We start from the raw sequence: 24785 nt of genomic DNA on the forward strand, positions 1-24785 counted from the left end.
CTGGACACGGCAAAGCTTTCGGTGTGAGACGCGGGAATGACGCAGCTTGGCGCAGACGCGAGGGTGCAAGCCTCCTTCTTCGACGCCGGCCAGGGGGCGGATCACGCCGCTGTGGCCAGTTGGACCGAGGCCATGAGCGTCATGTTCGACGTAAAGGTTGCAGCCCCAAGCCATGGCGCCTTTCATGGGCGTGCAGGCGGCTATGGCTTCGGGGAGCTTCTGGTCGGGCATAGTCGCTCCACCGCCCAGTCCTTTAGCCGCTCGCGTTACCGCACGGCTCAGGACGGGCTCTCGCATTATCTCGTTCAGTTCTATCCCGAGGGGGCGTGCGGCCCGCGAGACGCGACGTCCGACGCCTGGACCCGTCCCGGCGATCTGCTGATCGTCGATCTGGCGCAGCCGCTCGACACGGCGGCGACCGACTACGAGAACATGAACCTCATCATCCCCCGGCGCCTGCTCGCTCCGCTGATCAGACAGCCGGACGATGTCCACCTCAAAATCGTGCCTCGCGAAGATCCTCTCGTCAGTCTTCTGCGTGGGCATCTATCCCTGTTGACGGAGTTGGCCCCTTCGCTCGGACGCGATCAGGCGGCGCTCCTGGTCGAGCCGACGGTGGCGCTGGCTGCAGCCGCGATCAACGGACATCTGAACGAGGCGTCGCGCTCGTCGGCGAACCAGAGTCTGGTCGAGCAAATCTGCCGTAGAATAGAGACGCGGCTCGCAGATCCGACCCTGAGCGCCGCCGAGACGGCCGCGGCCTTCGCCATATCCGAACGCAAGCTCTACTACCTGTTTCAGCCGCTCGGCGGCTTCTCCGCCTATGTCCAGCAGAGGCGGTTGCGGGCGGTTCGGGATCGGCTGCTCGACCCTCGCGGACGTGAGAAAAGGATCGGCGCCATAGCGGCAGCCTTCGGCTTCAGCCACAGGTCGAACTTCGTCGCGGCGTTCCGTAATCTGTACGGCATGACCCCGCGCGAACTCCGCGGCCTCGCGGCCTCAAATGGTGCGTCCGAACCCATGCGAAGCGAAGAGGACTGGCGAAGCTGGATCGTCAATCTCAGCTAGTCTGCGCTGAAAGGCTCAATTTCTCGGGCTGGAATGCGCCTTGCCGCACATTGGCGCGACGGATGCCGCGAGCGCTTTTCATCTCTCTTCTGGGCCGCTTTTACGAGCGCGATCTGATGCTCGGAGCCTGTCCTTCATCATCCAGAACAACGGAGTCGATCTGTGGTACTGAAACAATGTCGCTCGCGACGGCTATGCGCATCGCGTCGCCGAGCCGTGGGTGATGGCGTTCATCCGTTGCGCTGTCGCTTCTAATATTTGCGTTCGTCTAAAATAAAAAATGTCGGGCCTAGGCGCGGCCAAAAGGGGCGGGGGCTCATAACCAGTGTATAAAATCGCGTTTGTCGCAGCTGTGTTTGGGCTGTGCGCTGAACCTGTGGAGGCCTTGCCGGCCGCCTCCACGACGCAGGTGTCCAACGAACCTGGCGGCGAGCAATCCGCGCTGATTTCGAGTGTGCGGATCGTGGGCGTGTCCGAGCATCCGGGCACAGGAATTTCAGAATCGTCCATACAGCGTGTCGCGTCGGACGCCTTGGCGAGCCGGATCGCCTCAGCGAGCGGGGCGCCTCGCCTGACCTTTGATCAGATGTCGCAGATCGCCGATGCGATCACGGCCGCCTATCGCCAGGCAGGCTTCTTGACGGCGACGGCGATCATCCCGCCGCAGCGTATCGGTGAAGATCATGTTCTGACGATCGAGGTCGTCGAGGGGCGTGTCGGAGAGGTTCGTGTCGTCGCCAACGGGCGACTTAGGGAAGCGGCGTTACGGGCGCCTTACCGGGATTTGATCGGCCGCCCGCTCCAGTCAGAGACCTTGGGACAGGCCATCCGGTACGGGCGGGACCTGCCGGCGGCCAAGGTTTCGACGGTGTTGGAGCGGGGCGCCAAGGCGGGTGAAACGGATATTGTCGTGACGGCGGAGGACGAGGGCCGCCCTTACGCCTTGAGGTTTGGCGTCAACAACCACGGCACCGAGACCTCGGGCCGATATCGGCTCGAAGCCGGCGCCAGCCTGTACAGCCCACTGGGGCTGGGCGACGTTCTGTCGGCAAGTTACGGCTATGCTTTGGATCCCAGCGACAGCTGGACCGGATCGGCGTCCTACAGGCTGCCGCTGGTCATGACGCCTGGCCTCAGCGCCGTCGCCTCGATCAGCCGGAGCCAGTTGGACCTGAGCACGGGTCCGTTCGCGGCATTGGACATCAGCGGCCCGACCACGCAGGGCGCTTTCGGCTTCGAGTGGAAGTTCGCGAACACGCCGTTGTTCCAGGCGCAGGCCACAGGGACCTATATCTACGAGACGTCCAAGCTGGACGGCCTCGGTCTACGGCTGTCGGACCATGCTTTCGATGTCGTCGAAGCCGGCCTGGCTTTTCGTCAAGATCAACCGTCAAGCCGAGGCGTAAACTTCGGGCAGGTGACGCTGAGGAAATCCTTCAACGATCGATCCGCCTCGCAGAACTTCATATATGGCGAGCACGACAGCGACTTCCTGATCGCGCGGCTGTCGCTCTCGCGGATTCAGGGTCTGACCGCTGATCAGCGGATTCTCGTCCAGGGATCCGGCCAATATACCGAGGCGGCCCTTCCGCCACTCGAGCAATTCGCCATCGGCGGACCTGAAAGCGTCAGGGCTGCGCCCCTGTCCGCCGCGCTGAGCGACCGGGGTCTTCAACTGACCGCAGAATACCAGGTCGATGCGCCGGGCTTTGGCGGGGTTGCGTCTCCGTTCAAGGGGCGGCCGTGGTCGGAGATCGTCACCTTCAAAGCCTTCTACGACTGGGGGCGGGTGTCCCCTACGGCCGATAATCGTCGCCGGGGGGCCAGGCCCGAGCGTTACGACGGCGTCGGCGTGGGGGTCGACGTCAACCTCCCTTACCGACGGGGGCTGCAACTGACGCTTACCGCCTCCACGCCTCTTACAGACAATCCGTCGGCCCAGACCGGCGACGTCCAAATCTGGGCCGCGCTCGGATTTAGCTTCTAAGGGACTGCGCCATGACACCCCTGCATAGCCTCAAGTCATCGTTGAACGGACGTCGCGTTCGGGCGCAGTTGAAACGCGCCGTGTCGCCCTTGGCGTTGGCGACCGGCCTGATCGCCGCCTTCGCGCCCCACTATGCGACAGCCCAGGTCGCCTCGACCCAGTTGCCGAGCGGCGGCAGCATCGCCGGTGGAACAGGCACGATCAACGCGCCAAGCGGCGCATCCCTGACGATCGACCAGACCTCGGCCCGCATGGCGTTGAACTGGACGAGCTTCGATATCGGCTCTGCGGCGACGGTCACCTTCAACCAGCCCGGCACCTCGTCGGTCGTTCTCAATCGGGTTGTGGGCGGGAACCCTACCCAGATCTTCGGTCAGCTGAATTCCAACGGGCAGGTGTTCCTGGTGAACACCAACGGCATGATCTTCGGCAGCACGGCGCAGATCAACGTCGGCGGTCTGATTGCGAGTACGCTGGACCAGTCGTCTTCCAACTTTATGAGCGGCGTCGATGTCATGGACGCAGGCGGCAACACCGTCGCGCTGATGTCCAACGGCGGAACGATCACGGCGGCGGCTGGGGGGGTGACGCTCCTGGGCGGCAAGGTCGTCAATAGCGGGACGATCACAGCGAGCGTCGGTTCGATCAACCTGGCCGCCGCCGACAAGGTGACGTTGACCTTCGAAAGCAGCGGTTTTGGCGTCGTGGTCGACAAGGCGATGCTATTTCAACTTGACACCCTTGCCGTCGACAACTCGGGCAGTCTGATCGCGCCCGGCGGTGTGATCAGACTGCAGGCCAGCGCGGTTCAGGGCGCGTTCAATCAGTTGATCAACAACAGCGGCACGATCAGCGCCGCGTCCATCAGCAGTGGACCGGACGGATCAGTGTCTCTGGTGGCGAACGGAGCCGGGCAGGTCGGGATCGTGGGGAACGGTTCGATCGACGTGGGCGAAGGATCGATCAGCCTCAGCACCAATTCGGCTGTCCAGCAGGGGGGCGTCTATACCGCCGGGAGCTTGGGGGGCAGCATCGGCGGCTATGCCAATTTTACGGGCGCCAATAACATCTCGCAGCTGGGCTCGCTGAGCGTAGGTGGGAGCTTAAGCCTCACGACGACGACCGACCTGACGCAAAGCAGCGCATTGTCAGTTGGCGGCGCCAGCAGTTTTTCCCTGGCGGGCCATAGGCTTACGCTTGAAAACGCAGGCAACACATTTGGCGGCGCAGTGGGGGCGACGGCCAGTGGCGTCAAAATCGTCGCTTCGGGCAATCTATCGATGGGCGCATTGACCCTTGGCGCCAACAGCGAGCTGTCGCTGATCGCCGCCGGGGCTTTGATCTTGCCATCGAGTGCGATCAACACCGGAAGCGCCGATCTGAGATTGAGCAGCGGCGGGACATTGACCACGCTGGCCGCGCTTTCCGGAGCGAATGTGACCCTGTCGGGCGCGACCGGGATCGCGATCGGCCATGACATCAACGCCTCCGGCACGCTTGGGCTATCCAGCACCAACAGCGCGATCAGCCAGACCGCTGGAAGGATCGCGGCGACGGGCGTCAGCACTGTTCAAGCCGGCTCCGGCGCGATCACTCTGAGCCAGGCGAACAACGATTTTGACCAGGCGGTCAATCTGACGGGTGGGACGACCGAGATCGTCTCAAGCGGCGCCTTGACCCTTGGCTCGCTGGCGACAGGCAGTCTGACGGCGACCAGCACCGGCGCCCTGAACCTGGGCAGCGGGACCGTGACGGGCGCGCTGACGGCTCAAAGCAACGGCGGGGCGATCACCCAATCGACGACCAACGCCCTGACCGTCACAGGCGCCAGCGCTCTGGATGCGGGCGCTGCGGCCATCACCCTGACCACTGCCGGCAATCATTTCGGTCAGGCGGTTTCGCTGACGGGCGGAACGACGCAAATTACCGATAGCGGAGCCCTGACGCTGGGAACGCTGTCGACCGGCGCCTTGACGGTGAACAGCAGCGGCGCCTTGAACCTGGGGCGCGGCGTCGTGACCGGCGCGCTTGTCGCGACCAGCAACGGCGGGGCCATCAGCCAGTCCACGACGGATGGTCTGAGCGTCACCGGGACCACCGGTCTCAACGCCGGAGCGGGCGCCATCACCCTGACCACGGCAGTCAATGATTTCGGCCAGGCCGTAACCCTGACCGGCGGGGCCACATCGATCACCGATAGCGGAAACCTCATTCTGGGCGCGGCCAACGTCGGCGCCTTGACCGCGACAGGCGCAACAGGCTTGCGCTTGACCGGCGTCCTCAACGCAAGCGATGTCCGGCTGGCCGCAGGCGACGCCTTCATCAACGACGTGGGCGTCGGCGCGATCAACATCTCCAGCGGACGCTGGCTGATCTACCTCAACTCGCCGACCGATCCTCACCAGTTCAACGGTCTCGATAGTAATGCGTCCGCCTTATGGAATACGGCCGCTCTGGGAACGGTGGCCGGCACGGGCAATCGCTATGTCTTCGCCTACCAACCCGTGCTTCAGGCAACATCGCTGAACGCGTCGAAGATCTATGGTCAAACACCTGATCTTTCGAACAACTATACGATCACCGGCCTTATGAGCGGCGTCACGGGGGCCTATCAGGCCGATATGCTCAGCGCGGTGGTGAGCGGTGCGCCCATTATCGGTTCCGTTGGCGCGAGTGCGAACGCCTCGGTCGCCGGCGGGCCTTATGCGATCACCGTCGGTCAAGGGACGCTGGACACCTCTCAATCGGGTTATGGTCTAAATTTGAACAGCACGGGCGTTTTGACCGTGGACAAGGCCGGGCTGACGATCACGGCGAACAACGCAGCCAAGTCCTACGGCCAGGGCTCGACCTTGGCGGGCTATGGCGTGAGCGGCCTGGTGAACGGCGACGCCGTGACCTCGGTCGATCTGGCCAGCGCGGGATCGGCGACGACGGCGACCGTGGGCGACTACACGATCACGGCGGCCAACGCCGGCGGCGCCGGCCTGTCGAATTATGACATCACCTATGTCGGCGGCGTGCTGACGGTAGGCAAGGCCGGGCTGACGATCACGGCGAACAACGCGGCCAAGACCTATGGCCAGGGCTCGACCTTGGCGGGCTATGGCGTGAGCGGTCTGGTGAATGGCGACGCCGTGACCTCGGTCGATCTGGCCAGCACGGGGTCGGCGACGACGGCGACCGTGGGCGACTATACGATCACGGCGGGCAACGCCGGCGGCGCGGGCCTGTCGAACTACGACATCACCTATGTCGGCGGCGTGCTGACGGTCGGCAAGGCCGGGCTGACGATCACGGCGAACAATGCGGCCAAGACCTACGGCCAGGGCTCGACCTTGGCGGGCTATGGCGTCAGCGGCCTGGTGAACGGCGACGCCGTGACCTCGGTCGATCTGGCCAGCACGGGGTCGGCGACGACGGCGACCGTGGGCGATTACACGATCACGGCGGCCAACGCCGGCGGCGCGGGCCTGTCGAACTATGACATCACCTATGTCGGCGGCGTGCTGACCGTGGGCAAGGCCGGGCTGACGATCACGGCGAACAATGCGGCCAAGACCTACGGCCAGGGCTCGACCTTGGCGGGCTATGGCGTGAGCGGCCTGGTGAACGGCGACGCCGTGACCTCGGTCGATCTGGCCAGCACGGGGTCGGCGACGACGGCCACGGTCGGGGACTATACGATCACGGCGGGCAACGCCGGCGGCGCGGGCCTGTCGAACTACGACATCACCTATGTCGGCGGCGTGCTGACGGTCGGCAAGGCCGGGCTGACGATCACGGCGAACAATGCGGCCAAGACCTACGGCCAGGGCTCGACCTTGGCGGGCTATGGCGTCAGCGGTCTGGTGAATGGCGACGCCGTGACCTCGGTCGATCTGGCCAGCACGGGGTCGGCGACGACGGCGACCGTGGGCGACTATACGATCACGGCGGCCAACGCCGGCGGCGCGGGCCTGTCGAACTACGACATCACCTATGTCGGCGGCGTGCTGACCGTGGGCAAGGCCGGGCTGACGATCACGGCAAGCGACGAAACGAAGCGTTTTGGAGAGACGGCGCGTCTGGACGGTTATTCGGTCGCTGGACTGGTGAATGGCGACGTTGTGTCGTCTGTATCCCTAATCAGCGAAGGCGCTGCGCCCGACGCCGCCCGAGGCGTCTACGCTATCGATGCGACGAGCGCTGTGGGTGCGGGCTTGTCCAACTACGACATCCTCTATGTTGAGGGAAACCTGACGGTCGAAGACACCGTATCGGCTTCGGACGCCCGGTCCATCGCCTCGGTCGCGCGAGCCGCAACTGTGCCCGCGGCTCCAGTTCCAATGCTCATCGAGAGCGAGGAAGAATTGGACGCGGCGATTCCCACAATGGCGCTTCCTGACAAATGCGAGGGGTTGTCTTCTCGCGGCTGCGACACCCAGCAGGGCGCCCAGGGAAATACAGTCGTTCGGATGCAATGAGGGTCACCGAGCATCTGGCGCGTCGTAATTGCAGCAAGGGCTGAACGCCCGCGAAGGGGCGTGAGCGATCCGTTGGGAAAGCCTTTTTGCGCGCTTGGGCGTGGATGAGGTCTTCGCACAGCCAGACGCCCCCGCCATCGGGGGATGGACGGGGGCGACGCCAGGCTTTTGTCAGGCTGGGACCGCCCGCGCGGGCGGCGTTCAGACGGTCCCTGCGTGCTTCCTCAGGGCTTGAAGCCGCCGATGCCGGCGATGGCGAGGCGGGCGGCGGGGACGGCGGTCTGGTCGAAGTGGAATCGCATGTAGCGGGCCGAGCGGGGGCCGGCGAAGGCGACCCTCTGGGTGGAGAGGGCGTAGGCGATGTTGGACAATTCGCCGGTCGTCTCGGGCGTCCAGCTGACGCCGTCGGCGCTGAGTTCGACGCGGTAGCCGCGCGGGGGCGCCGCGCCCCGGATGGGGTGGCGGGCCGGGGTCAGGCTGAAGCCGCCCAGAGCCTGGACCGCGCCCAGGTCGAGGGTGACGGTCGCCGGTTGCGACGGCGTCGGCGCAGGCAGGATCCAGGCGGTGGAGACCTCAGAATCCAGCAGGGCCTCGGCGCCCGGGGCGCTGGCCTCGACGATGCGCCAGCCGGCGGTGGACAGGACCTTCGGATCACTGGACGCCACCGGCGGGACGGCGACGGGGGCGACCGAGCGGAAGACGGCGAATTCAGTGATGGCGGGGCAGGCCGGGGCCTCCAGCACGCGCAGCCGCAGACGACGGGCCTTGATGGGCTGATCCAGGCGGATGATGCGCTGGGCCGAGATGCATTCGTGCTCGGCCAGGACGCGCCAGGCCCCGTCCACATCGGCCTCGACGGCGAAACGGGTGACACGCACCCCGAGCGGCAGATATTCGCGCAGACGGATCAGGTCGAAGCTCTGTTCCGAGGCCAGGTCCAGCGTCAGGGTGGGGGTGACGACGTCGTCGGGCGTGGACCAATAGGTTTCGCGGTCGCCGTCCAGCACGCGGGCGGGCTCATAGCCGGGGCCGCGGACATGGCTGGCCGAGACGGCGGCGCCGTCCGCCAGATTGACGGCGAAACTGGCCCGGATCGCGTCGCCGAAGCTTTTCAGGATGCGGACGTCCTGATCCGGGATACGGCCGCGCCGGTCGGGCGGAATGTTCAGGTTCATGTTTGTGCCGCGCCCGACCGAGGTGTCGAAATAGCGGACCAGATTGGCGGGGCTGCGGACCTTGGCGTCCTCGTCGGCGTGGAAGAACCAGCCGGGGCGGATCGAGGTGTTGGTCTCGGCCGGCCACCACAGGGGGGCGCCGCGCACGCCGGAATTGCCCTCGCTCTGGACATAGGGGTGATTGGGCATGGTGGGCCAGCAGGGATCGCCGGCGATCCCATCCTCATTGCCCACCCAGCGGATGTCGGCGCCCAGGGGGTCGAAGGTGCAGGCCATCGGCTGATGGCTGTGGACCAGGGCGACGATCGAGGGCCAGTTGTAATAGGCGGGGGCGTCGATCTGGCGCGTCTCGCGCGCGCCGCCGTAGTAGCCGTCGCCGCCGTTGGCCCCGTCGAACCAGAACTCGAACAACTCGCCGTAGCGGGTGCACAGCTCGACCACATGTTTGCGGAAATAGTCGATATAGGCGGGGCGGCCGTATTCGGCGTGGTTGCGATCCCACGGCGACAGATAGATGCCGAAGCCCATGCCGGCCCGGCGACAGGCGGCCGCGACCTCGCCGACGATGTCGCCCTTGCCGTCCTTGTAGGGGCTGTTGCGGATGCAATGTTCGGTCAGCATCGTCGGCCACAGGCAGAAGCCGTCGTGGTGTTTGGCGACCAGGATGACGCCCTTCAGATTGCCGGCCTGGGCGGCGGCGACGATCTGGTCCGCATCGAAATCGGTGGGGTTGAACATCGAGGGGGATTCGTCGCCATAGCCCCATTCCTTGTCCGTGAAGGTGTTCATGGCGAAGTGGACGAAGGCGTATTGTTCACGCTGGTGCCACTGCCACTGGCGGGCCGAGGGGACCGCGCCCCAGGGCGCAGGCGGGGCGACGCGAGACGCGGCGCGGGCGGGCAGGGCTAAGGGCGCGGCCGCCAGGGCGACGCCGGCGGCGATCAGGGAGCGACGGTCGAGGGTCATGCGGCTTTTCCGAAAGAAGGCGGACGGTCGGCGAGGGCGCGGCCGAAGTCGAGGTTGGGCCGGGGGCCCATGGTGAAGGACAGGGTTCCGCCACGCATCAGTTCGGCGTGGGCGATCCAGGCCCTGCTCCAGGGCCGTCCGCGCCAGAGGACCGATTGGACATAGGGGTGGTCGGGGGCGTTGTTCCGCGCCTCGATCACCAGGGTGCGGTCGCCGCCCAAGGCGACCTGGGCGCGGTCGAACAGGGGCGAGCCGAAGACATAGGCCGCCTCGACCGGATCGACCGGATAGAGGCCCAGGGCGGAGAAGACGAACCAGGCGCTCATCTGGCCGCAGTCGTCATTGCCGATGATGCCGTGAGGGGCGTTGTGGTACATCTCGGTGCAGAGGCGACGCACCATGGCCTGGGTCTTCCAGGGGGCGCCGACATAGGCATAGAGATAGGGCGCGTGCTGATCGGGCTCGTTGCCGTGGGCGTACTGGCCGACCAGACCGGCGATGTCGGGCGGGGCGTTGGCGGGCAGGGTTGAGGGCGCCGAGAACAGGGCGTCGAGCTTGGCCTCGAACACGGCGTCGCCGCCGAGGTGGGCGATCAGGCCGTAGATGTCGTGCTGGTTCAGGAAGGTCGCCTGCCAGCCGTTGGCCTCGGTATAGTCGCGCCAGTCGGGCCGGGGCATGTGGCCCAGCTGGATTGGATCATAGGGCGTCCACCAGCCGCCGTCGGCGAAGCGGGGGCGAGCGAAACCAATGGCCGGATCGATCACCCCGCGCCAATTGCCGGAGCGCTGGACCAGGCGGCGGGCCTCGGCCTCGGCGCCGGCGGCGCGGGCGATATGGGAGGCCGCCCAGTCGTCATAGGCGTATTCCTGGGTTCGGCTGACACTCTCCTCCACCTTGTCGGCGGGGATGTAGCCCAGCTGGTCGTAGAGGGCGCGGCCCCGGCTGTTGGCGAGATCGGCCGTGCTGAAATCGAAGCTGCGCCGCGCGATGGCCGGCCAGGCGGCGGCGTAGTCGGCGACGATCCCTTTGGCCATGGCCTCGGCCAGAACGGGCACGGCGTGCCAGCCGATCATGGTGCCGGTCTCGACGCCTTGAAGCGGCCAGACCGGCGGGCCGTAGGCGCTCTGCTGGGTCTGGCGGATCAGGTCGCTGACCAGGCTGCGGGCGCGGTCGGGGGCGATGAGGGTCAGCAGCGGATGGACCGCGCGATAGGTGTCCCACAGGGAATAGGTGCTGTAGGCGGCCTCGCCCTGGGGCAGGGTATGAACCTGGCGGTCCAGCCCGACGTAGCGGCCGTCCACGTCCGAGAAGAGGGTAGGGGCCAGCAGGGCGTGATAGAGGGCCGAGGACAGGATGGTGCGCTGATCCTCGGACCCGCCTTCCACCCGAATACAGTCCAGGGTCTGGGCCCATTGCGTCCGGGCCGCCTGACGCACCCGGTCGAAGTCCCAGTGCGAGGCCTCGGCCGCCAGATTGGCGCGGGCGCCGGCGACGTCCACGCCCGACAGGGCGCAGCGGACCAGAAGGGGGGCGGCGCCGGCGTCGTCATAGTGGAGCACGGCCTTGAGCCGCTTGCCCTCGACGGCCGTGGCGCCGGCGGGCTGTTCCACATCGTCGTCGCCGTACAGGACGACCCGGTCGGGGGGACGCGAGACCTGGAGGGCGAAATAGATCCGCCGCCCCTTGGCCCAGCGATGCACGCGGCGCCCGCCGGTCAGGGTTCCGTCGGCGTCGAGGGCCAGGGACGCCTCGTCGATCAAGGGCCGCGCGCCCGGCCTGTCCGCCACCAGATGGGACAGGTCGATCAGCAGATGTCCGGCGCCCTGAGGGAAGGTGTAGCGGTGCCATCCGGTTCGCTCCGTCACCGTCAGCTCGGCCCGGACGCCGGACTCAAGAGTGACGCGGTAGTCGCCGGGCAGGGCCTGTTCGTCGGAGAAGCGCTGGCGGTAGCCTTGATCAGGATCGGCCAACGGGCCGGGCAGGAGCTGGACCGGGCCGGTCGTGGGGACCACCAGGACGTCCAGCATGTCGCCTATGCCCGTGCCCGACAGGTGGGTGTGGCTGAAGCCCTGAATGGAGTCGTCGTCGCGGTGATAGCCCGAGCAGGTGGCCCATCGCTCGACATCCGTGTCCGGCGAGAGCTGGACCATGCCGAAGGGCAGGGTGGCGCCGGGATAGGTATGGCCGTCGCCGCCCGTGCCGATGAAGAGGTTCGGGCGGGTCGAGGTCGGGCGAGCAGCCAGGGCGGGAGCAGGCAGAGCGATCAGGGCCGCAGAGGCGAGAAGGGCGCGACGCGAGATCATAGGGCTTCCTGCAACAGCGCCGGCGCCGTCTGGTCGAGGTGGACGATCAGTTCGCCGAACAGGCCGTTGGCCCAGGCGAACCAGGACCGGGTGAAACGGGTCGGATCGTCCTGGTCGAAGGCCTCGTGCATGAAGCCCGCAGCGGCGTCGGTGTCGCGCAACTGGCGCAGACAGGCCCGGATCACGGCCGGATCGTCGGACGACAGGGCGCGGATGATCAGGGACATGGGCCAGACCTGGCCCAGGCCGACATGGGGGCCGCCTATGCCCTCGGCGGCGCGTCCCTTGAAGAACCAGGGATTGTCGGGGCTCCAGGCCGCATCGCGGGTGCGGCGCCACAGCGGGTCGGTAGGGCTGACGCAGCCCAGATAGGCGAGGCTGGACAGGGAGGGGGCGTTGGCGTCGTCCATGAAGACGGCGTTGCCGAAGCCGTCGACCTCATAGGCCCAGACCTCGCGCCCGTCCCTCAGGCGCATGGTTCCCCATTGGCGCAGGGCGGCCTCGACCTCGTCGGCGAGGGCCGTGGCCTGGGCGGCGAGCGCCGGATCGGGACGGGCCTCGACCGCCAGAACCGCCAGCTCGCGCAGGGTGGTCACGGCGAACAGGTTGGCGGGGATGAGGAAAGGATAGAGACAGGCGTCGTCCGACGGGCGGAAGGCGGAGTGGATCAGCCCGACCGGACGGGTCGGATTGCCCTGGCCCCAGAGCAGAGTCTCGGTCGGCTGGTTGGCCTTGCGCCGGAAACGATAGGGGCCGGGACCGTCTTTGCGCTGCTGTTCGCGCAGGGTCCGCACGGACGCCGCAGCCGCTGCGGCCCAGGTGGTGTCGAAGGGGCGCGGGTCGCGGGTCTGGCGCCAATAGCCGTAGGCGAGACGGATCGGATAGCAGAGGGAGTCGATCTCCCATTTCCGTTCGGCGACGCCGGGCTTCATCTCCGTCTCGTCGGACAGGGCCCATTCGAGATTCGAGGCGGCCGACGGGTCTTCCATGAAGGCGTTGGCGTAGGGGTCGATCAGGATCGAGCGGGCTTGGCGGGCGATCAGGCCCCGGAAGACGTCGGCCAGGGCGGGGTCGCGGTTCGCCAGATGCAGATAGGGCTTCAGCTGCGCCGCCGAGTCCCGCAGCCACAGGCAGGGGATGTCGCCGGTAATGACAAAGGCGTCGGGCGCGCCGTCGACCTGGGACATCCGCACGGTGGTGTCGAGGGTGTTCGGATAGCAGTTGGCGAACATCCACCGCAGTTTCGGATCGGCGATCCGGGCCGAGACGCGTTGGATCTCCGCCTCGACGGCGACGCTGGTGAAGCGGCGATCCGACACGGCGGGGCGGCGGCTGATGAAGGGGGCGGCGGGGGGCGCCGCGAGCGCCGGAGCGGCGGCGAAGGCGGCGCCCGTGGCGAGAAGGGTGCGTCGGGTCGGGATCATTTCGGCAACTCCACCGCTTCGCCGGTGACGACGAACTGGGTCCAGACGCCGTCGGCGTCGCCTGGCTGACCGCCGCCCAGCCACAGACGATAGGCGCCCGGCAGGACGCGGCGTGTGCCCGTGCGGTCCACGCTGCTCATGGCGCGCGGGTCGATGGTCAGTTTGGCCTCGCGGGTCTGGCCCGGCGCGGTGGACACCCGCGCGAAACCGGCGAGCTGACGTTGCAAGACCGGGTCGGTCAGATTGCCTTCGCGGCCGGCGTCGGGCGGCAGGAGATAGGCCTGGACCACCTCCTCGCCCGGGCGTGCGCCGATGTTGCGGACCGAGACGGCGACCTCAAGCGGCTGGCCCGCGCCGATCGTCTCGGGCAGGCGGGGCGGCTGATAGGCGAAGCGGGTGTAGCTGAGGCCGTGACCGAAGGGCCAGGCGGGGGTTCCCGTGAAGTAGCGGTAGGTCCGCTCCTTCATGCCGTAGTCGGTGAAGGCCGGCAGGTCGGCGCTGGAGGCGTAGATCGTCACCGGCAGGCGGCCGGACGGATTGACGTCGCCGCTGAGGACGGAAGCCAGGGCGGTTCCGCCCTCGACGCCGGGATACCAGAGTTGGAGGACCGCGTCGGGCTTGAGGTCGCCTAGCGACACCGCGCTGCCCGAGGCGATGACCACGACCAGAGGCTTGCCGGTGGCGGCCAGCGCCTTCAGCAGGTCGATCTGGGGTTCGGGCAGGATGACCTCGGAGCGGTCGCCGCCGACAAAGCCGGGCGCCGAGACGCGCAGGGCCTCGCCTTCCAGATCGGGCGACAGGCCGACCACGGCGACTACGACGTCGGCCGCCGCCGCTGCGGCCTCGGCCTCGGCGCGTTGAATCTCGGCGGGGGCGATCCAGCGCAGCCGGATCCCTTCGTCGCCGCCCTTGTGATCCAGCTCCAGCCGGATGTCCGAGGGGCGGTCGCCGGCGACTTCGACCTCCAGGCCGGAGCCGCCGATGATGCTGTCGATCTGTTTGACGCCATTGACCCAGAGCCGCACCGCGTCATGCGCCGGGCAGGCGTGCCAGCAGGCGGGGCCGTCGATCATCAGGCGATAGCGGCCGGGGGCGGGGGGCGTGAACAGGCCGGTCCAGCGCGCCGTGAATGGCGCCGTCTTGGTCAGGTTCAGGTCGATGCGGCGGTCGCGGCTGCTGCGGATCACATGGCCGTCGGCGTCGCGGACCTCGACCTCCAGGCCGGGCCGGCCGCCGCTGCTCAGCGCCGTTTCGGGTACGACCACCGGGGTGTTCTCGGCCAGAGGACCGCCTTGGGCGTAGGTGATGCGCGCCGCGCCGAAGCGCGCCCGCAGACCCTCCAGCGGCGTGACCGGATCGATGGCCGCGCCGTGGTAATTGCCCTCGAGCACGTTCAGGTCGTCGGCATTGGCGCCGATGACCGCGATCTTCTGGTTCTGCAGAGGCAGAAGGGCGGCGCGGTTTTCGAGCAGGACGATGGATTTTTCGGCGGCTTCGCGCGCCAGGGCGCGGTGTTCGGGCGTGCCAACGGCGGTCGCGGGGATCGCGTCCCAGGGCGAGCGGCCGTCGACGACGGCGCCCAGGGCGCGTCGGGCGGCGAGGGCGCGATCCAGGGCGGCGTCCACCAGGGCTTCATCGACCAGACCCGCGCGCACGGCGGCGGGCAGGGCGCGATAGGCGCCGCCGCAGTTGATGTCGGTTCCGCCCTTCAGGGCGGCGGCGGCGGCGTGGGCGGCGTCGGGCTGGCTGTGATGGAACAGATAGATGTTGGCCACGGCGTCGCAGTCCGACACCGTCACGCCGGTAAAGCCCCAGTCGCCGCGCAGCCGGTCGATCATCAGGGCCGAGGAGGCGCAGACCGGCGTGCCGTGGATGGCGTTATAGGCGCACATCAGGGACTGGGCCTTGCCGTCCACCACCGCGGCGCGGAAGGCAGGCAGATAGGTGGCCTCGAGGTCTCGCGGCGAGACATTGACGGAGAAGCTGTCGCGGCCCGCCTCGGGGCCTGAGTGTACCGCCAGGTGTTTGGGGGCGGCGATGACTTTCGGATGGTCCGGGTCCGGGCCCTGAAGTCCCCGGACGAAGGCGACGCCGAGGCGGCCGGTCAGATAGGGGTCTTCGCCATAGGTCTCCTGGCCCCGGCCCCAGCGGGGATCGCGGAAGATGTTGACGTTGGGGGACCAGAGGGTCAGGCCCTCGTACAGGTCGCGGGCGGCGTTGGTCGGGCGCGCGTTCCATTTTGCGCGGGCTTCGGTGGAGGTGACGTCCCCGACGCGTTGCACCAGATCGACGTCCCAGGTCGCGGCCAGGCCGATGGCCTGGGGGAAGACGGTCGCTTGGCCGTTGCGGGCCAGGCCGTGCAGGCCCTCGTTCCACCAGTCATAGGCGGGCAGGCCCAGCAGGGACTCGGCCGGGGCGGCGTTCATCAGCTGGGCCGCCTTGCGCTCCAGGGTCAGGCCTTCGCCTGAAGCGGTCTGAGCCGGGGCGTCCGAGGGGGCGCAGGCGGCGCAGTTGACCGATTGGGCCGCTGCGGGGGCGGCGAGGCCAGCCGCCATCAGCAAGGCCAGAATTGCGGTGCTGTGTCTCATGGTTGGGCCAGGGTGCGAAGGGTGAGGGCCTGGCGCAGAGCCTGCGGGTCTGCGGCGCTGTCCACCGTCACCGTCACGCTCTCGCCGGGCAGGAGATCGAAGCCGTTGTCGGACGGGGTGGCCGCCACGACGCCGAAATCGATCATGACGGCTCGCGCCAGATTGGCGGCGGTAACGGTCAGGCGGTCGCCGTCCCAACGGTTGGACAAGCCGGGGTCGGGATAGGCCATGTCCTTGGGCTCGGCCCGTTCGATGACGGCGCGGCTGACGCGGCGACCGTCGAGGCTCAGTTCGGCGACGGCGTAGCTGCTCGAGGCCGGGGCGGCGCCGAACAGCTCGGCGTCGTCAATATTGACGACATCGACGGCCGACAGAGGGTCCAGGGTCACGGCGCCGCTGCGCTCGGCCAGAAGCTGGCCGTCCATGCTGAGGGTGCGCAGGGTCCAGCGGCCCGCGACCGGGGTCGTGGCGTCGGACACCAGGGCGATCCGGGTCTGGCCGGCGCGGCGCTCGGCGACGATGGCCTGGGGCGCGAAGAAGCGGCGGGCCGCATGGTGCAGCAGCTTGGGACGGCCGTACCAGTCGATGCTGGACCAGGAGATGGCCGGCCAGGTGTCGTTCAGCTGCCAATACAGCGAGCCCATGGTCACGGGACGGCAGGCGCGGTGGTGCAGGGCCGCCGTGCGGATGGCGTCCGCCTGCATCACCTGGCTGAGATAGACCAGGTCGGCGAAGTCGCGCGGGGTGCGGTGGTGCTGGGCCAGATAGAAGAGGATGCGGGCATTGCCCTCGCCGGCCAGGAATTTCTGGTGGGCCTTCATCACCGGACTGTCGGCGGTCAGGTCGGTCGTCCCGGCGAAGGCGGCGATGGTGGCCAGGCCCGGCATGGCCTGGAAGCCGTATTCCGACATGAAGCGCGGGCAGCTGTCGGTATAGCGTTCGATGGGCTTTGAGCCCGACCAGACGTCCCAGAAGTGGCGGTCGCCGTCGCGGTCGGTGTCGGTAGGGGTCTCGTAGTCGGTCGAGGGCGAGCCGGGCCAGTAGGGGACGTCGGCGTCGCCGCGCGTCACCGCTTCACGCAGGACCCGGTCGAACAGAACCGCCATATGGGTTCCAATCCGTTCCTGCTCGTCGGGGCCGACGGCCTGTTTGAAGGCCTTGCGGTCGGACCAGTTTTCCCATCCGGACAGGACTTCGTTGTTGCCGGCCCAGATCACCAGGGACGGGTGGGCTTGCAGGCGTTCGACCTGTTCGGTCGCCTCGACCGCCACATTGTCGCGGAAGTCGGCGCCGGGGGGCGTGACGGCGCCGCCGAACATGAAGTCCTGCCAGACCATCAGGCCCAGTTCGTCGGCGACTTCGTAGAAGGCCTCGTCGGGATAATAGCCGCCGCCCCAGACGCGGATCATGTTCATATTGGCGTCGGCGGCCATGCGCAGCACATGCGCCTGGTCCTCGCTGCTCACGCGGGCGGGGAAGTTGTCGAACGGGATCAGGTTGGCGCCCTTCATGAAGATGGGCACGCCGTTGATCTTGAGCCCGAAGCCGCCGTCCTCCCGCATCAGTTCGACGGTGCGAAGCCCTGTGCGTTTCGAGGCGACGTCGCTGTCGCGGCCGTCTTCGACCAGGGTCGCCGTGACGGTGTAGAGCGGCTGGTCGCCATAGCCGATCGGCTGCCAGCGACGCGGGGCCGGGATGGTCACCGGGACCGAAAGCCGGTTGGCGCCGGGGGCCAGGCCGGCGGGGCGGGTCTGGGTCTGGGTGCGGCCGTCGGGGCCGGTCAGGTCGACGCGAACCAGCACCGAGGTCGGGGTGTCCGCCGTGATGTCGAGACGGGCGTTGATCCGCGCCTCGGCGTCGGTCACGGCCTCCTGGTCAATAGTCAGGGTGTCGATCCGGGCGTCGTCCCAGGCGTCCAGCGACACCGGCCGCCACAGGCCGATGTTGACGATCCGCGGGCCCCAGTCCCAGCCGTAATGATATTTGGGCTTGCGGATATAGGGGGAGGTCTGGCGACCCTTGGGCTCGTCGCCGAAGGCGCTGTCGTATTCGCCGGGCAGGGGATGGGCCTCGGCCAGGACCATGGGCTGAAGCGTGTCGATGGGCGAGGCGAAGGTCACGGTGATCGTATTGGCCCCCCGCTTCAGCAGGGGTTTCGCATCGGCCCGCCAGCGCCGATGGGCGTTGTCCGCCGACAGCAGGACCGTGCCGTTGACTCGCACCGTGGCGAAGGTGTCGAGCCCGTCGAACACCAGATCGAGATGGCCGCGCGCCATCATCTCGGGCGTCACCTCAAAGGTGCGTCGGTATTCCCAATCGGTCAGTCCGGCCCACTGGATGTCCGCCTCGTTCAGCCCGACGAAGGGGTCGGTGACGAGACCGGCGGCGATCAGGTCCTGCTGCACGCTACCCGGCGTCTGGGCCGGCAGCCAGCGGGCGGCGCGGGGGTGGGCGCGGGCGGCTTCGACGTCGGTTGGGTCGATCCGGAACGACCAGCCGCTGTCGAGCGGAGTGGTCTGTCGTTCGCCGGCCAAGGCGGGGGCCGTGATGGCCCAGGACAGGGCGATGCCGAGTGCGAGTGCGCTGACGCGGTGCGATCTCACTGGGTCGCCTCCAGCGTGACGCCGCCGACGGCGTAGAAATAGTCGCCGATGGGGGAGGTGAAGGTCATGCACAGGTCGCTGTCGGTCAGACCGGCGGGCAGGGGGCCGGCGAAACGGATCTGCACCGGCGCGGCGGCAGGGTCGGGCAGGGGGAAGGTTCCCACCGGCGTTCCTTCGCATCCGCCGGCGCGGACGATCAGTTCGCCGAACTGGGTCGCGGCGAAATAGTGTTTCATCCGCTTGAAATCATTGGCGATGCCGAAGTTGTAGGGCAGGCGCGCCACCTCGATGTCAAAGCCCTTGGCGACCGAGAGCGGGGCGTTCCGCCAGTTCATGCAGTCGTCGAAGATGTTGGCGTTATAGGCCGGGGCGACCGCGCCGGAATCCGGATCCAGCGGCAGGCGCAGTTCGATCCCGCCCATACAGGCGGACAGGGCGTTGACGTCGGCGGTGAGCAGGGCCGCGGGGCGGGTTTCATAGGTGCGGGGCGCGGCCAGGGCCTGGTCCCCGGCGCCGAACGATGTCGCGCGGATGGTCACGCCCAGGGGCGTGGTCAGGGGCTGGGCATAGACGGCCGAGGTCGGCGAGGGTTCGGAGCCGTCCAGGGTGTAGCGGATCACGCCCTGTCCGGTCTGGCTGGCCAGGGCCACGGTCGCCTGGCCGGTGCGGACGGCGTCGGAGCGGGCGCCCTGAAGCGTGTAACCGACGGCGAAGGCGCTGTCGGCGGCGGGCACGCCCGCCCGTTTCCAGCGGGCCATCTGGGGCTCCAGCCGGTCGAGGAAGCCGGGGAAGTCGCGGGTCGGGGCGCCGGACCAGATGTTATCGGCGAAGGCGGCCAGGCGAGGGAAGGTGGCGTGCCACACCAGGGCCGGGGTCGAGAGATATTCCGACCAGGCGTTCATCTGGGCGCCCAGCACATGGTGGCGGTCGGCGGGCGCGATGGCCTGGGGCATGGGGTCGTAGCCATAGACCCGTTCCAGGGTCATGGCCGGATTGGCCGGCCGCATCGGCGGTTCGCCCGGCAGCCAGGACTGGATATTGTCCAGATACAGGATGGGCGCCGGCGACAGGACGACGTCATGTCCCTCGGCTGAGGCTTCGATCGCGCCCTTTTCGCCCTGCCAGGACATGACGGCGGCGGACTGCGGCAGGCCGCCGCCCTCGAGGATTTCGTCCCAGCCGATCAGCACCCGGTCATGGGCCCGCAGATAGGCGTCGAACTCGCGGATCAGCGCGGACTGGAGTGCGTTCTCGGTGGCGATCCCCTGTTCACGCATCAGGGCCTGGACGCGGGGCGAGCGTTTCCACTGGTCCTTGATCGCTTCGTCGCCGCCCAGATGGATGTACTGGCCGGGGAAGATGTCCATGATCTCGTCCAGCACCGCCTTGACGAAGGCGATCCCTTCCGGGCCGGGGTCGAGCAGATAGGGATTGACGCCCCAGTCGCCCGAGACCGGCGGACGGTCGCCGAAGACGCCCAGCTCGGGATAGGAGGCGACGATGGCCTGGGCGTGGCCCGGCAGGTCGATTTCGGGAACGATGGTGACGCCCCGCGCGGCGGCGTAGGCGACCAGATCGCGCATCTCGTCCTGGGTGTAGAAGCCGCCATAGCGTTTGGGCGGTTCGTTTCCGGCCGAAGGCGTGGTGCGCCAGGCGCCGATCCGCGTCAGCTCGGGATAGCGCTTGATCTCGATCCGCCAGCCCTGGTCGTCGGACAGGTGCAGGTGGAGGACGTTCAGCTTCAGCGCCGCCATCTGGTCGATGGAGGTCTTCAGCGCCGAGACCGGTTGGTAGTGGCGCGCCACGTCGGCCATATAGCCGCGCCAGCGGTAGGCGGGACGGTCCTCGATGACCATGGCCGGGACGGCGACGGGCTGGCCGAAGGCGGTGTCGGGCGAAAGCAACTGAGCCAGGGTCATGGCGCCGTACAGCAGGCCCGAATCCGTCGAGGCGGTGATCCGCACCCCGGCGTCCGAAACCTCGAGCCGATAGGCGCCCTCGCCGACGACGCCGGCGTCGCGTTCAAGACGGACAGCGCCGGTGGTCGCAGGGCGAAGCTCAAGCCCTCGCGTGGTTCGAACATGATTGATCAGCAGGCGCGCCGCCGTGGTCGCGCCCGCGTCCGAAGCGACGACGCCGCCCCCGTTCGTGATGGAGACGCCGCCCGTCGTCCGCGTGACCGAGGCGGGCATGGGGATCAGCGGTAGGGGCGAGGCGGTCTCGGCCGCAGCTGAGACTGACGAAGCGTGAAGAAGGGCCCCCGCCCAAACTGCCGCAATAATCGCTTTTTGCATCATCCCATCCCCTTTGGTCTGATTTTGGTACTGTCGCACGATGGCGCCCTCTCGACGGGGCGTCCAGCCCTATCCGGTGTGACGAATCGTCGTTTTCCAGGGGCTATGCCGCTTAATGGTATTGTGAATTCCCCTGGCTCCATGCGAGGACAATCTGAGATCGGCCCTGAACCGGCGGTAGATGATCGAGAGAGGCATGTCGTTTTCACAGCGGATCGGCGCACTGTCGCCGAGCAATGTGGCGCCACTTTACATCCAATTGCGCCAGCTGATCCGGGACGCCATAACCGCCGGAACCCTGGCGGAAGGCGACGCCCTGCCGGCGGAGCGGGATCTGGCGACAGAATATGACGTGTCGCGCATCACGGTGCGCCGTGCGATCGGCGATCTGGTGGAGGACGGGCTGCTGAGCCGTCGTCGCGGCGCGGGCACCTTCGTCGCCGGACGGGTCGAAAAGAACTTCTCCAAACTGTCCTCCTTCTCGGAAGACATGGTGGCGCGGGGCCGCGTGCCGAGCAGCCGTTGGGTGGCGCGCGCCTCGGGCACGGTGACCCCCGAAGAAGCCATCGCATTCGGGGTGTCGCCGGGCGTTCCGGTCCATAGGTTCCAGCGCATCCGGTTCGCGGACGAGACGCCGATGGCGCTGGAGTTCTCGACCATTCTCGGCACGGCCCTGCCGTCGCTTGAGGCCGTGGAGGATTCGCTTTACGCCGCGCTGGAAGCCCACGGAATGCGTCCCGTCCGCGCGCTTCAGCGCCTGCGGGCCGTGCCGTTCGCCGGCGAGCATTCGAAGATGTTGGGCGTGACCCTGGGCAGTCCGGGGCTGTTGATCGAGCGGCGCGCCTTCCTGCGTGACGGGCGAACCGTCGAGCTGACGCGCTCCTATTATCGCGGCGACGCCTACGACTTCGTCGCCGAACTTTCGGACATCTGATCCCTCTCGCCGGCGCGTTGCGGCGGCCCAGTCTTCGCGTGGAGCCGCCATGATCGTCGACCGCCGCAACCTGTTGATCGGCAGCGCGAGCACGGCGGGATTGATGCTTCCCGGCGTCGCGTCAGCGGAAGCCGCCGGAGAGTCTGGACGCGCCTCCGGCGTGGGCGCACTGCCGATGCCGGCGCCCCAGACCGCCTTGCCGGAGGCCCTGCCGATCGAGGATCCGTCGCGCATCAGTCTGGATTTGGGATGGCTGTTTCATGAGGGCGACATCGTGCCGCCGCCGCCGGCCGACCATCACGCCACCTATCTGAACGCCAAGGCCGGCAATGCGCGGGGCGCGGCGGCCATGGATTATGACGACAGCGACTGGAGCCGGGTGCGCCTGCCGCACGACTGGGCCGCGTCCCAGCCCTTCGTCGAGACCGCCAACATCTCCCAGGGGTTCCGGCCGCGCGGGGTCGGCTGGTATCGGCGGACGATTCGGCTGGACCCGGCCGACCGGGGCAAGACCATACTGCTCCAGTTCGGCGCCATCGCCACCCACGCCACCATCTGGGCCAACGGCAGCATCGTGGCCCACAACTGGTCCGGCTATAACAGCGTCGAGGTGGATCTGACGCCGTTCGCCCGGTTCGGCGACGAGCTGAATGTGATCGCCATACGCGTCGATGCGGAGGCGATGGAGGGCTGGTGGTACGAGGGCGCGGGTCTGTATCGCCATGCCTGGCTGACGGTCCGCGCGCCGGTCGCCCTGATCACCGACGGCGTCCACTGTGATCCGCGAAAGGACCCCGACGGCGGCTGGCGCGTGCCCGTCGAAGCGACCCTGTTCAACGTGGGACGCGACCCGGCCCAGGTCGAAGTGCAGGCCAGCCTGCTGGACCCGCAGGGGCGGACCCTGGCCACGCGTCGCGCGCCGCTGACAGTTCCCGCGCTGGAACGGGCGGTGGCGTCGGTGTCGATTTCCGTCGCCGATCCGGCCCTGTGGTCCGTCGATCAGCCGACGCTCTACACGGTTCTGACCCAGGTGCTGGTCGACGGGCGCGTGGTGGATGAGCGGCGAATCGCGGTCGGTTTCCGCACCTTGAGATTCGATGCGGACCAGGGCTTCTTCCTCAACGGCCAGCCGCTGAAGCTCAAGGGCGTTTGTATCCACCAGGATCACGCCGGGGTCGGGGTGGCCCTGCCCGAGGCCCTGGTGCGCTGGCGGCTGGAGCGGCTGAAGGCGATGGGCTGCAACGCCATTCGCAGCGCCCACAACGCGCCTGCGGTCGAGTTCCTGGACCTGTGTGACCGGATGGGCTTCCTGGTCATGAACGAGAACCGGGTGTTCAACCCGGCGCCCGACTATATGGCGCAGCTGGAGTGGCTGGTCCGGCGTGACCGCAACCACCCCAGCGTGATCCTGTGGTCGGTGTTCAACGAGGAGCCGATGCAGGGCTCCGAAGCCGGGGTCGAGATGGTGCGCCGCATGGCCCATGCGGTGAAGGCGTTGGACGATGCGCGGCCCGTGACGGCGGCGATGAACGGGGCCTTCTTCGAACCGATCAATGTGTCGAGCGTCGTCGATGTGACCGGCTTCAACTACTACCAGGGCGACTATGATCGCTTTCACGCGCTTCATCCGACGCGGCCGATCACCAGTTCGGAGGACACCAGCGCCTTCGAAACGCGGGGCGCCTTCGCCAGTGATTCGCGCGCCAATGTCATCACCTCCTATGACACTGAGGCGGCGAGCTGGGGCGATACGCATCGCAAGACCTGGAAGGCGATCATGGATCGGCCCTTCGTCGCCGGCGGCTTCGTCTGGACCGGGTTTGATTATCATGGCGAGCCCACGCCGCACGCCTGGCCCACCATCGCCAGCTTCTTCGGCATTATGGATCTGTGCGGCTTCCCCAAGACGGCCTTCGATATTCACCGGGCGCACTGGGTCGATGATCAGGACGTGGTTTCGATCACGCCGCACTGGACCTGGCCGGGGCGCGAGGGACAGCCGGTCCCGGTGCTGGTCATGTCGAACGCCGATGAGGTCGAACTGAAGCTGAACGGACGCTCGCTGGGCGTCGTGGCCTGCGACCGGATCATGGGGGCGGAATGGACGGTGCCCTATGAGCCCGGTCGGATCGAGGCGGTCGCCCGGCGCGCCGGACGGGTCGTCGCCACGGCGGCGCACGAGACGACGGGCGCGCCGGTTCGGTTGCGGCTGACCCCGGCCAGGACCGTGATGGCAGGCGATGGAGAGGATGTTCAGCCCATCACGGTCGATGCGGTGGACGCCGCCGGACGCCATGTGCCGATCGCCAACCTGCCCGTGACCTTTGATGTTGCGGGGGCGGAGATCATCGGTTTGGGCAATGGAAATCCCAACAGCCACGAGCCGGAAAAGGGCGCGGCGCGATCGTTGTTCAACGGTCTGGCGCAGGTGATCGTTCAGGCGGCGGCGGGGAAGGGACGGATCGTCGTGACGGCGTCGGCGCCCGGACTGCGGCCCGCGCGGCTGGCGGTCGAACGGCTGGATCGGGCGGCGCCTCGGTACGCGCCCGTCCTGGTCCCCGCCCAGCCGATCCTGGGCTGGCGGCGTTCGCCGGCCCTGGCGCAGCGGCCCGACCCGAGCCTGGCGCCGACCGACGGCGACAACAACAGCTGGGCCTTCGTGCGCAGCGGCGTGGCGACCGGCGCGGAGCCGATGCGGAACTGGCGGGTCTATCGCACGGCGGTAAGGCCGTGGCGCGCCGTGGCCCAGGAGGGCGGGGTGTTGCAGTTCGAAGGCCTGTCCGGTCAGGCCTCGTTGTGGATCGACGGCCAGGCGACGCCCCTGATAGACGGCGTCGCTGCGTTCGGGCCGGGCGCCGGTGACCGGCGGATCACGCTGATCATCGAGGCGGCGGCCGCCGAAGCGTCGGGCGTGACTGGTCCGGTCAAGCTGAAGGCTCGTCGCTGAAGATCGACCTGACGGCGGCCCTGGCGGGCG

At 67.9% G+C, this 24785-nt stretch carries 11 protein-coding genes; 5 read left to right on the plus strand and 6 right to left on the minus strand.

What is annotated here, in order from left to right; translation table 11 throughout:
- Positions 1-63: 63 nt before the first annotated feature.
- The 3 genes from PKE72_RS14030 to PKE72_RS14040 all read left to right on the plus strand — a co-directional run bounded on the left by PKE72_RS14030 (position 64) and on the right by PKE72_RS14040 (position 7521).
- The gene (locus tag PKE72_RS14030) at positions 64-1068 is read left to right on the plus strand and encodes a helix-turn-helix domain-containing protein (RefSeq protein WP_271165999.1); all 1005 of its coding nucleotides are present in this window, start codon (positions 64-66) and stop codon (positions 1066-1068) included.
- Between the two features lie 385 nt (positions 1069-1453).
- On the plus strand, positions 1454-3055 hold the full coding sequence (locus PKE72_RS14035; protein ID WP_271166000.1) for a ShlB/FhaC/HecB family hemolysin secretion/activation protein: 1602 nt from the start codon (positions 1454-1456) through the stop codon (positions 3053-3055).
- Between the two features lie 11 nt (positions 3056-3066).
- Entirely contained in the window at positions 3067-7521 is a 4455-nt protein-coding gene (locus PKE72_RS14040) for a beta strand repeat-containing protein (RefSeq protein ID WP_271166001.1), read from the plus strand.
- A 224-nt stretch (positions 7522-7745) separates the two neighbouring features.
- On the opposite strand, the gene PKE72_RS14045 is transcribed toward PKE72_RS14040, so the two are convergent.
- Genes PKE72_RS14045 through PKE72_RS14070 form a run of 6 tightly spaced genes read right to left on the minus strand, consistent with a single transcriptional unit; the run spans position 7746 to position 20772 of the window.
- Positions 7746-9662: an alpha-L-fucosidase gene (locus PKE72_RS14045; protein WP_271166002.1), complete on the minus strand. Its 1917-nt coding sequence runs from the start codon at positions 9660-9662 to the stop codon at positions 7746-7748.
- Positions 9659-11965, minus strand: coding sequence for a GH92 family glycosyl hydrolase (locus PKE72_RS14050; protein WP_271166003.1), 2307 nt, complete (start codon positions 11963-11965; stop codon positions 9659-9661). Before PKE72_RS14050 ends, PKE72_RS14045 begins: the two co-directional genes overlap by 4 nt.
- Positions 11962-13389: a glycoside hydrolase family 125 protein gene (locus tag PKE72_RS14055; protein ID WP_271166004.1), complete on the minus strand. Its 1428-nt coding sequence runs from the start codon at positions 13387-13389 to the stop codon at positions 11962-11964. The genes PKE72_RS14050 and PKE72_RS14055 overlap by 4 nt, the downstream gene beginning before the upstream one ends.
- Positions 13386-15977: a glycoside hydrolase family 3 C-terminal domain-containing protein gene (locus PKE72_RS14060; protein WP_271166005.1), complete on the minus strand. Its 2592-nt coding sequence runs from the start codon at positions 15975-15977 to the stop codon at positions 13386-13388. Before PKE72_RS14060 ends, PKE72_RS14055 begins: the two co-directional genes overlap by 4 nt.
- Positions 15974-18580 (minus strand): beta-mannosidase, encoded by a 2607-nt coding sequence (locus PKE72_RS14065; RefSeq protein WP_271166006.1) that lies wholly within the window; start codon positions 18578-18580, stop codon positions 15974-15976. Before PKE72_RS14065 ends, PKE72_RS14060 begins: the two co-directional genes overlap by 4 nt.
- Positions 18577-20772, minus strand: a complete 2196-nt coding sequence (locus PKE72_RS14070) for a beta-N-acetylhexosaminidase (protein ID WP_271166007.1) — start codon at positions 20770-20772, stop codon at positions 18577-18579. Before PKE72_RS14070 ends, PKE72_RS14065 begins: the two co-directional genes overlap by 4 nt.
- A 298-nt stretch (positions 20773-21070) precedes the next feature.
- On the opposite strand from PKE72_RS14070, the gene PKE72_RS14075 reads away from it, so the two are divergent.
- Together PKE72_RS14075 and galA are read left to right on the plus strand one after the other, a co-directional pair.
- Entirely contained in the window at positions 21071-21808 is a 738-nt protein-coding gene (locus tag PKE72_RS14075; protein ID WP_271166008.1) for a GntR family transcriptional regulator, read from the plus strand.
- 49 nt (positions 21809-21857) lie between these two features.
- Positions 21858-24755: a beta-galactosidase GalA gene (gene galA / locus PKE72_RS14080; RefSeq protein WP_271166009.1), complete on the plus strand. Its 2898-nt coding sequence runs from the start codon at positions 21858-21860 to the stop codon at positions 24753-24755.
- Positions 24756-24785: the final 30 nt, after the last annotated feature.

The organism is Brevundimonas intermedia (assembly GCF_027922165.1).
In the GTDB taxonomy this organism is placed as follows: Bacteria; Pseudomonadota; Alphaproteobacteria; order Caulobacterales; family Caulobacteraceae; genus Brevundimonas; species Brevundimonas intermedia.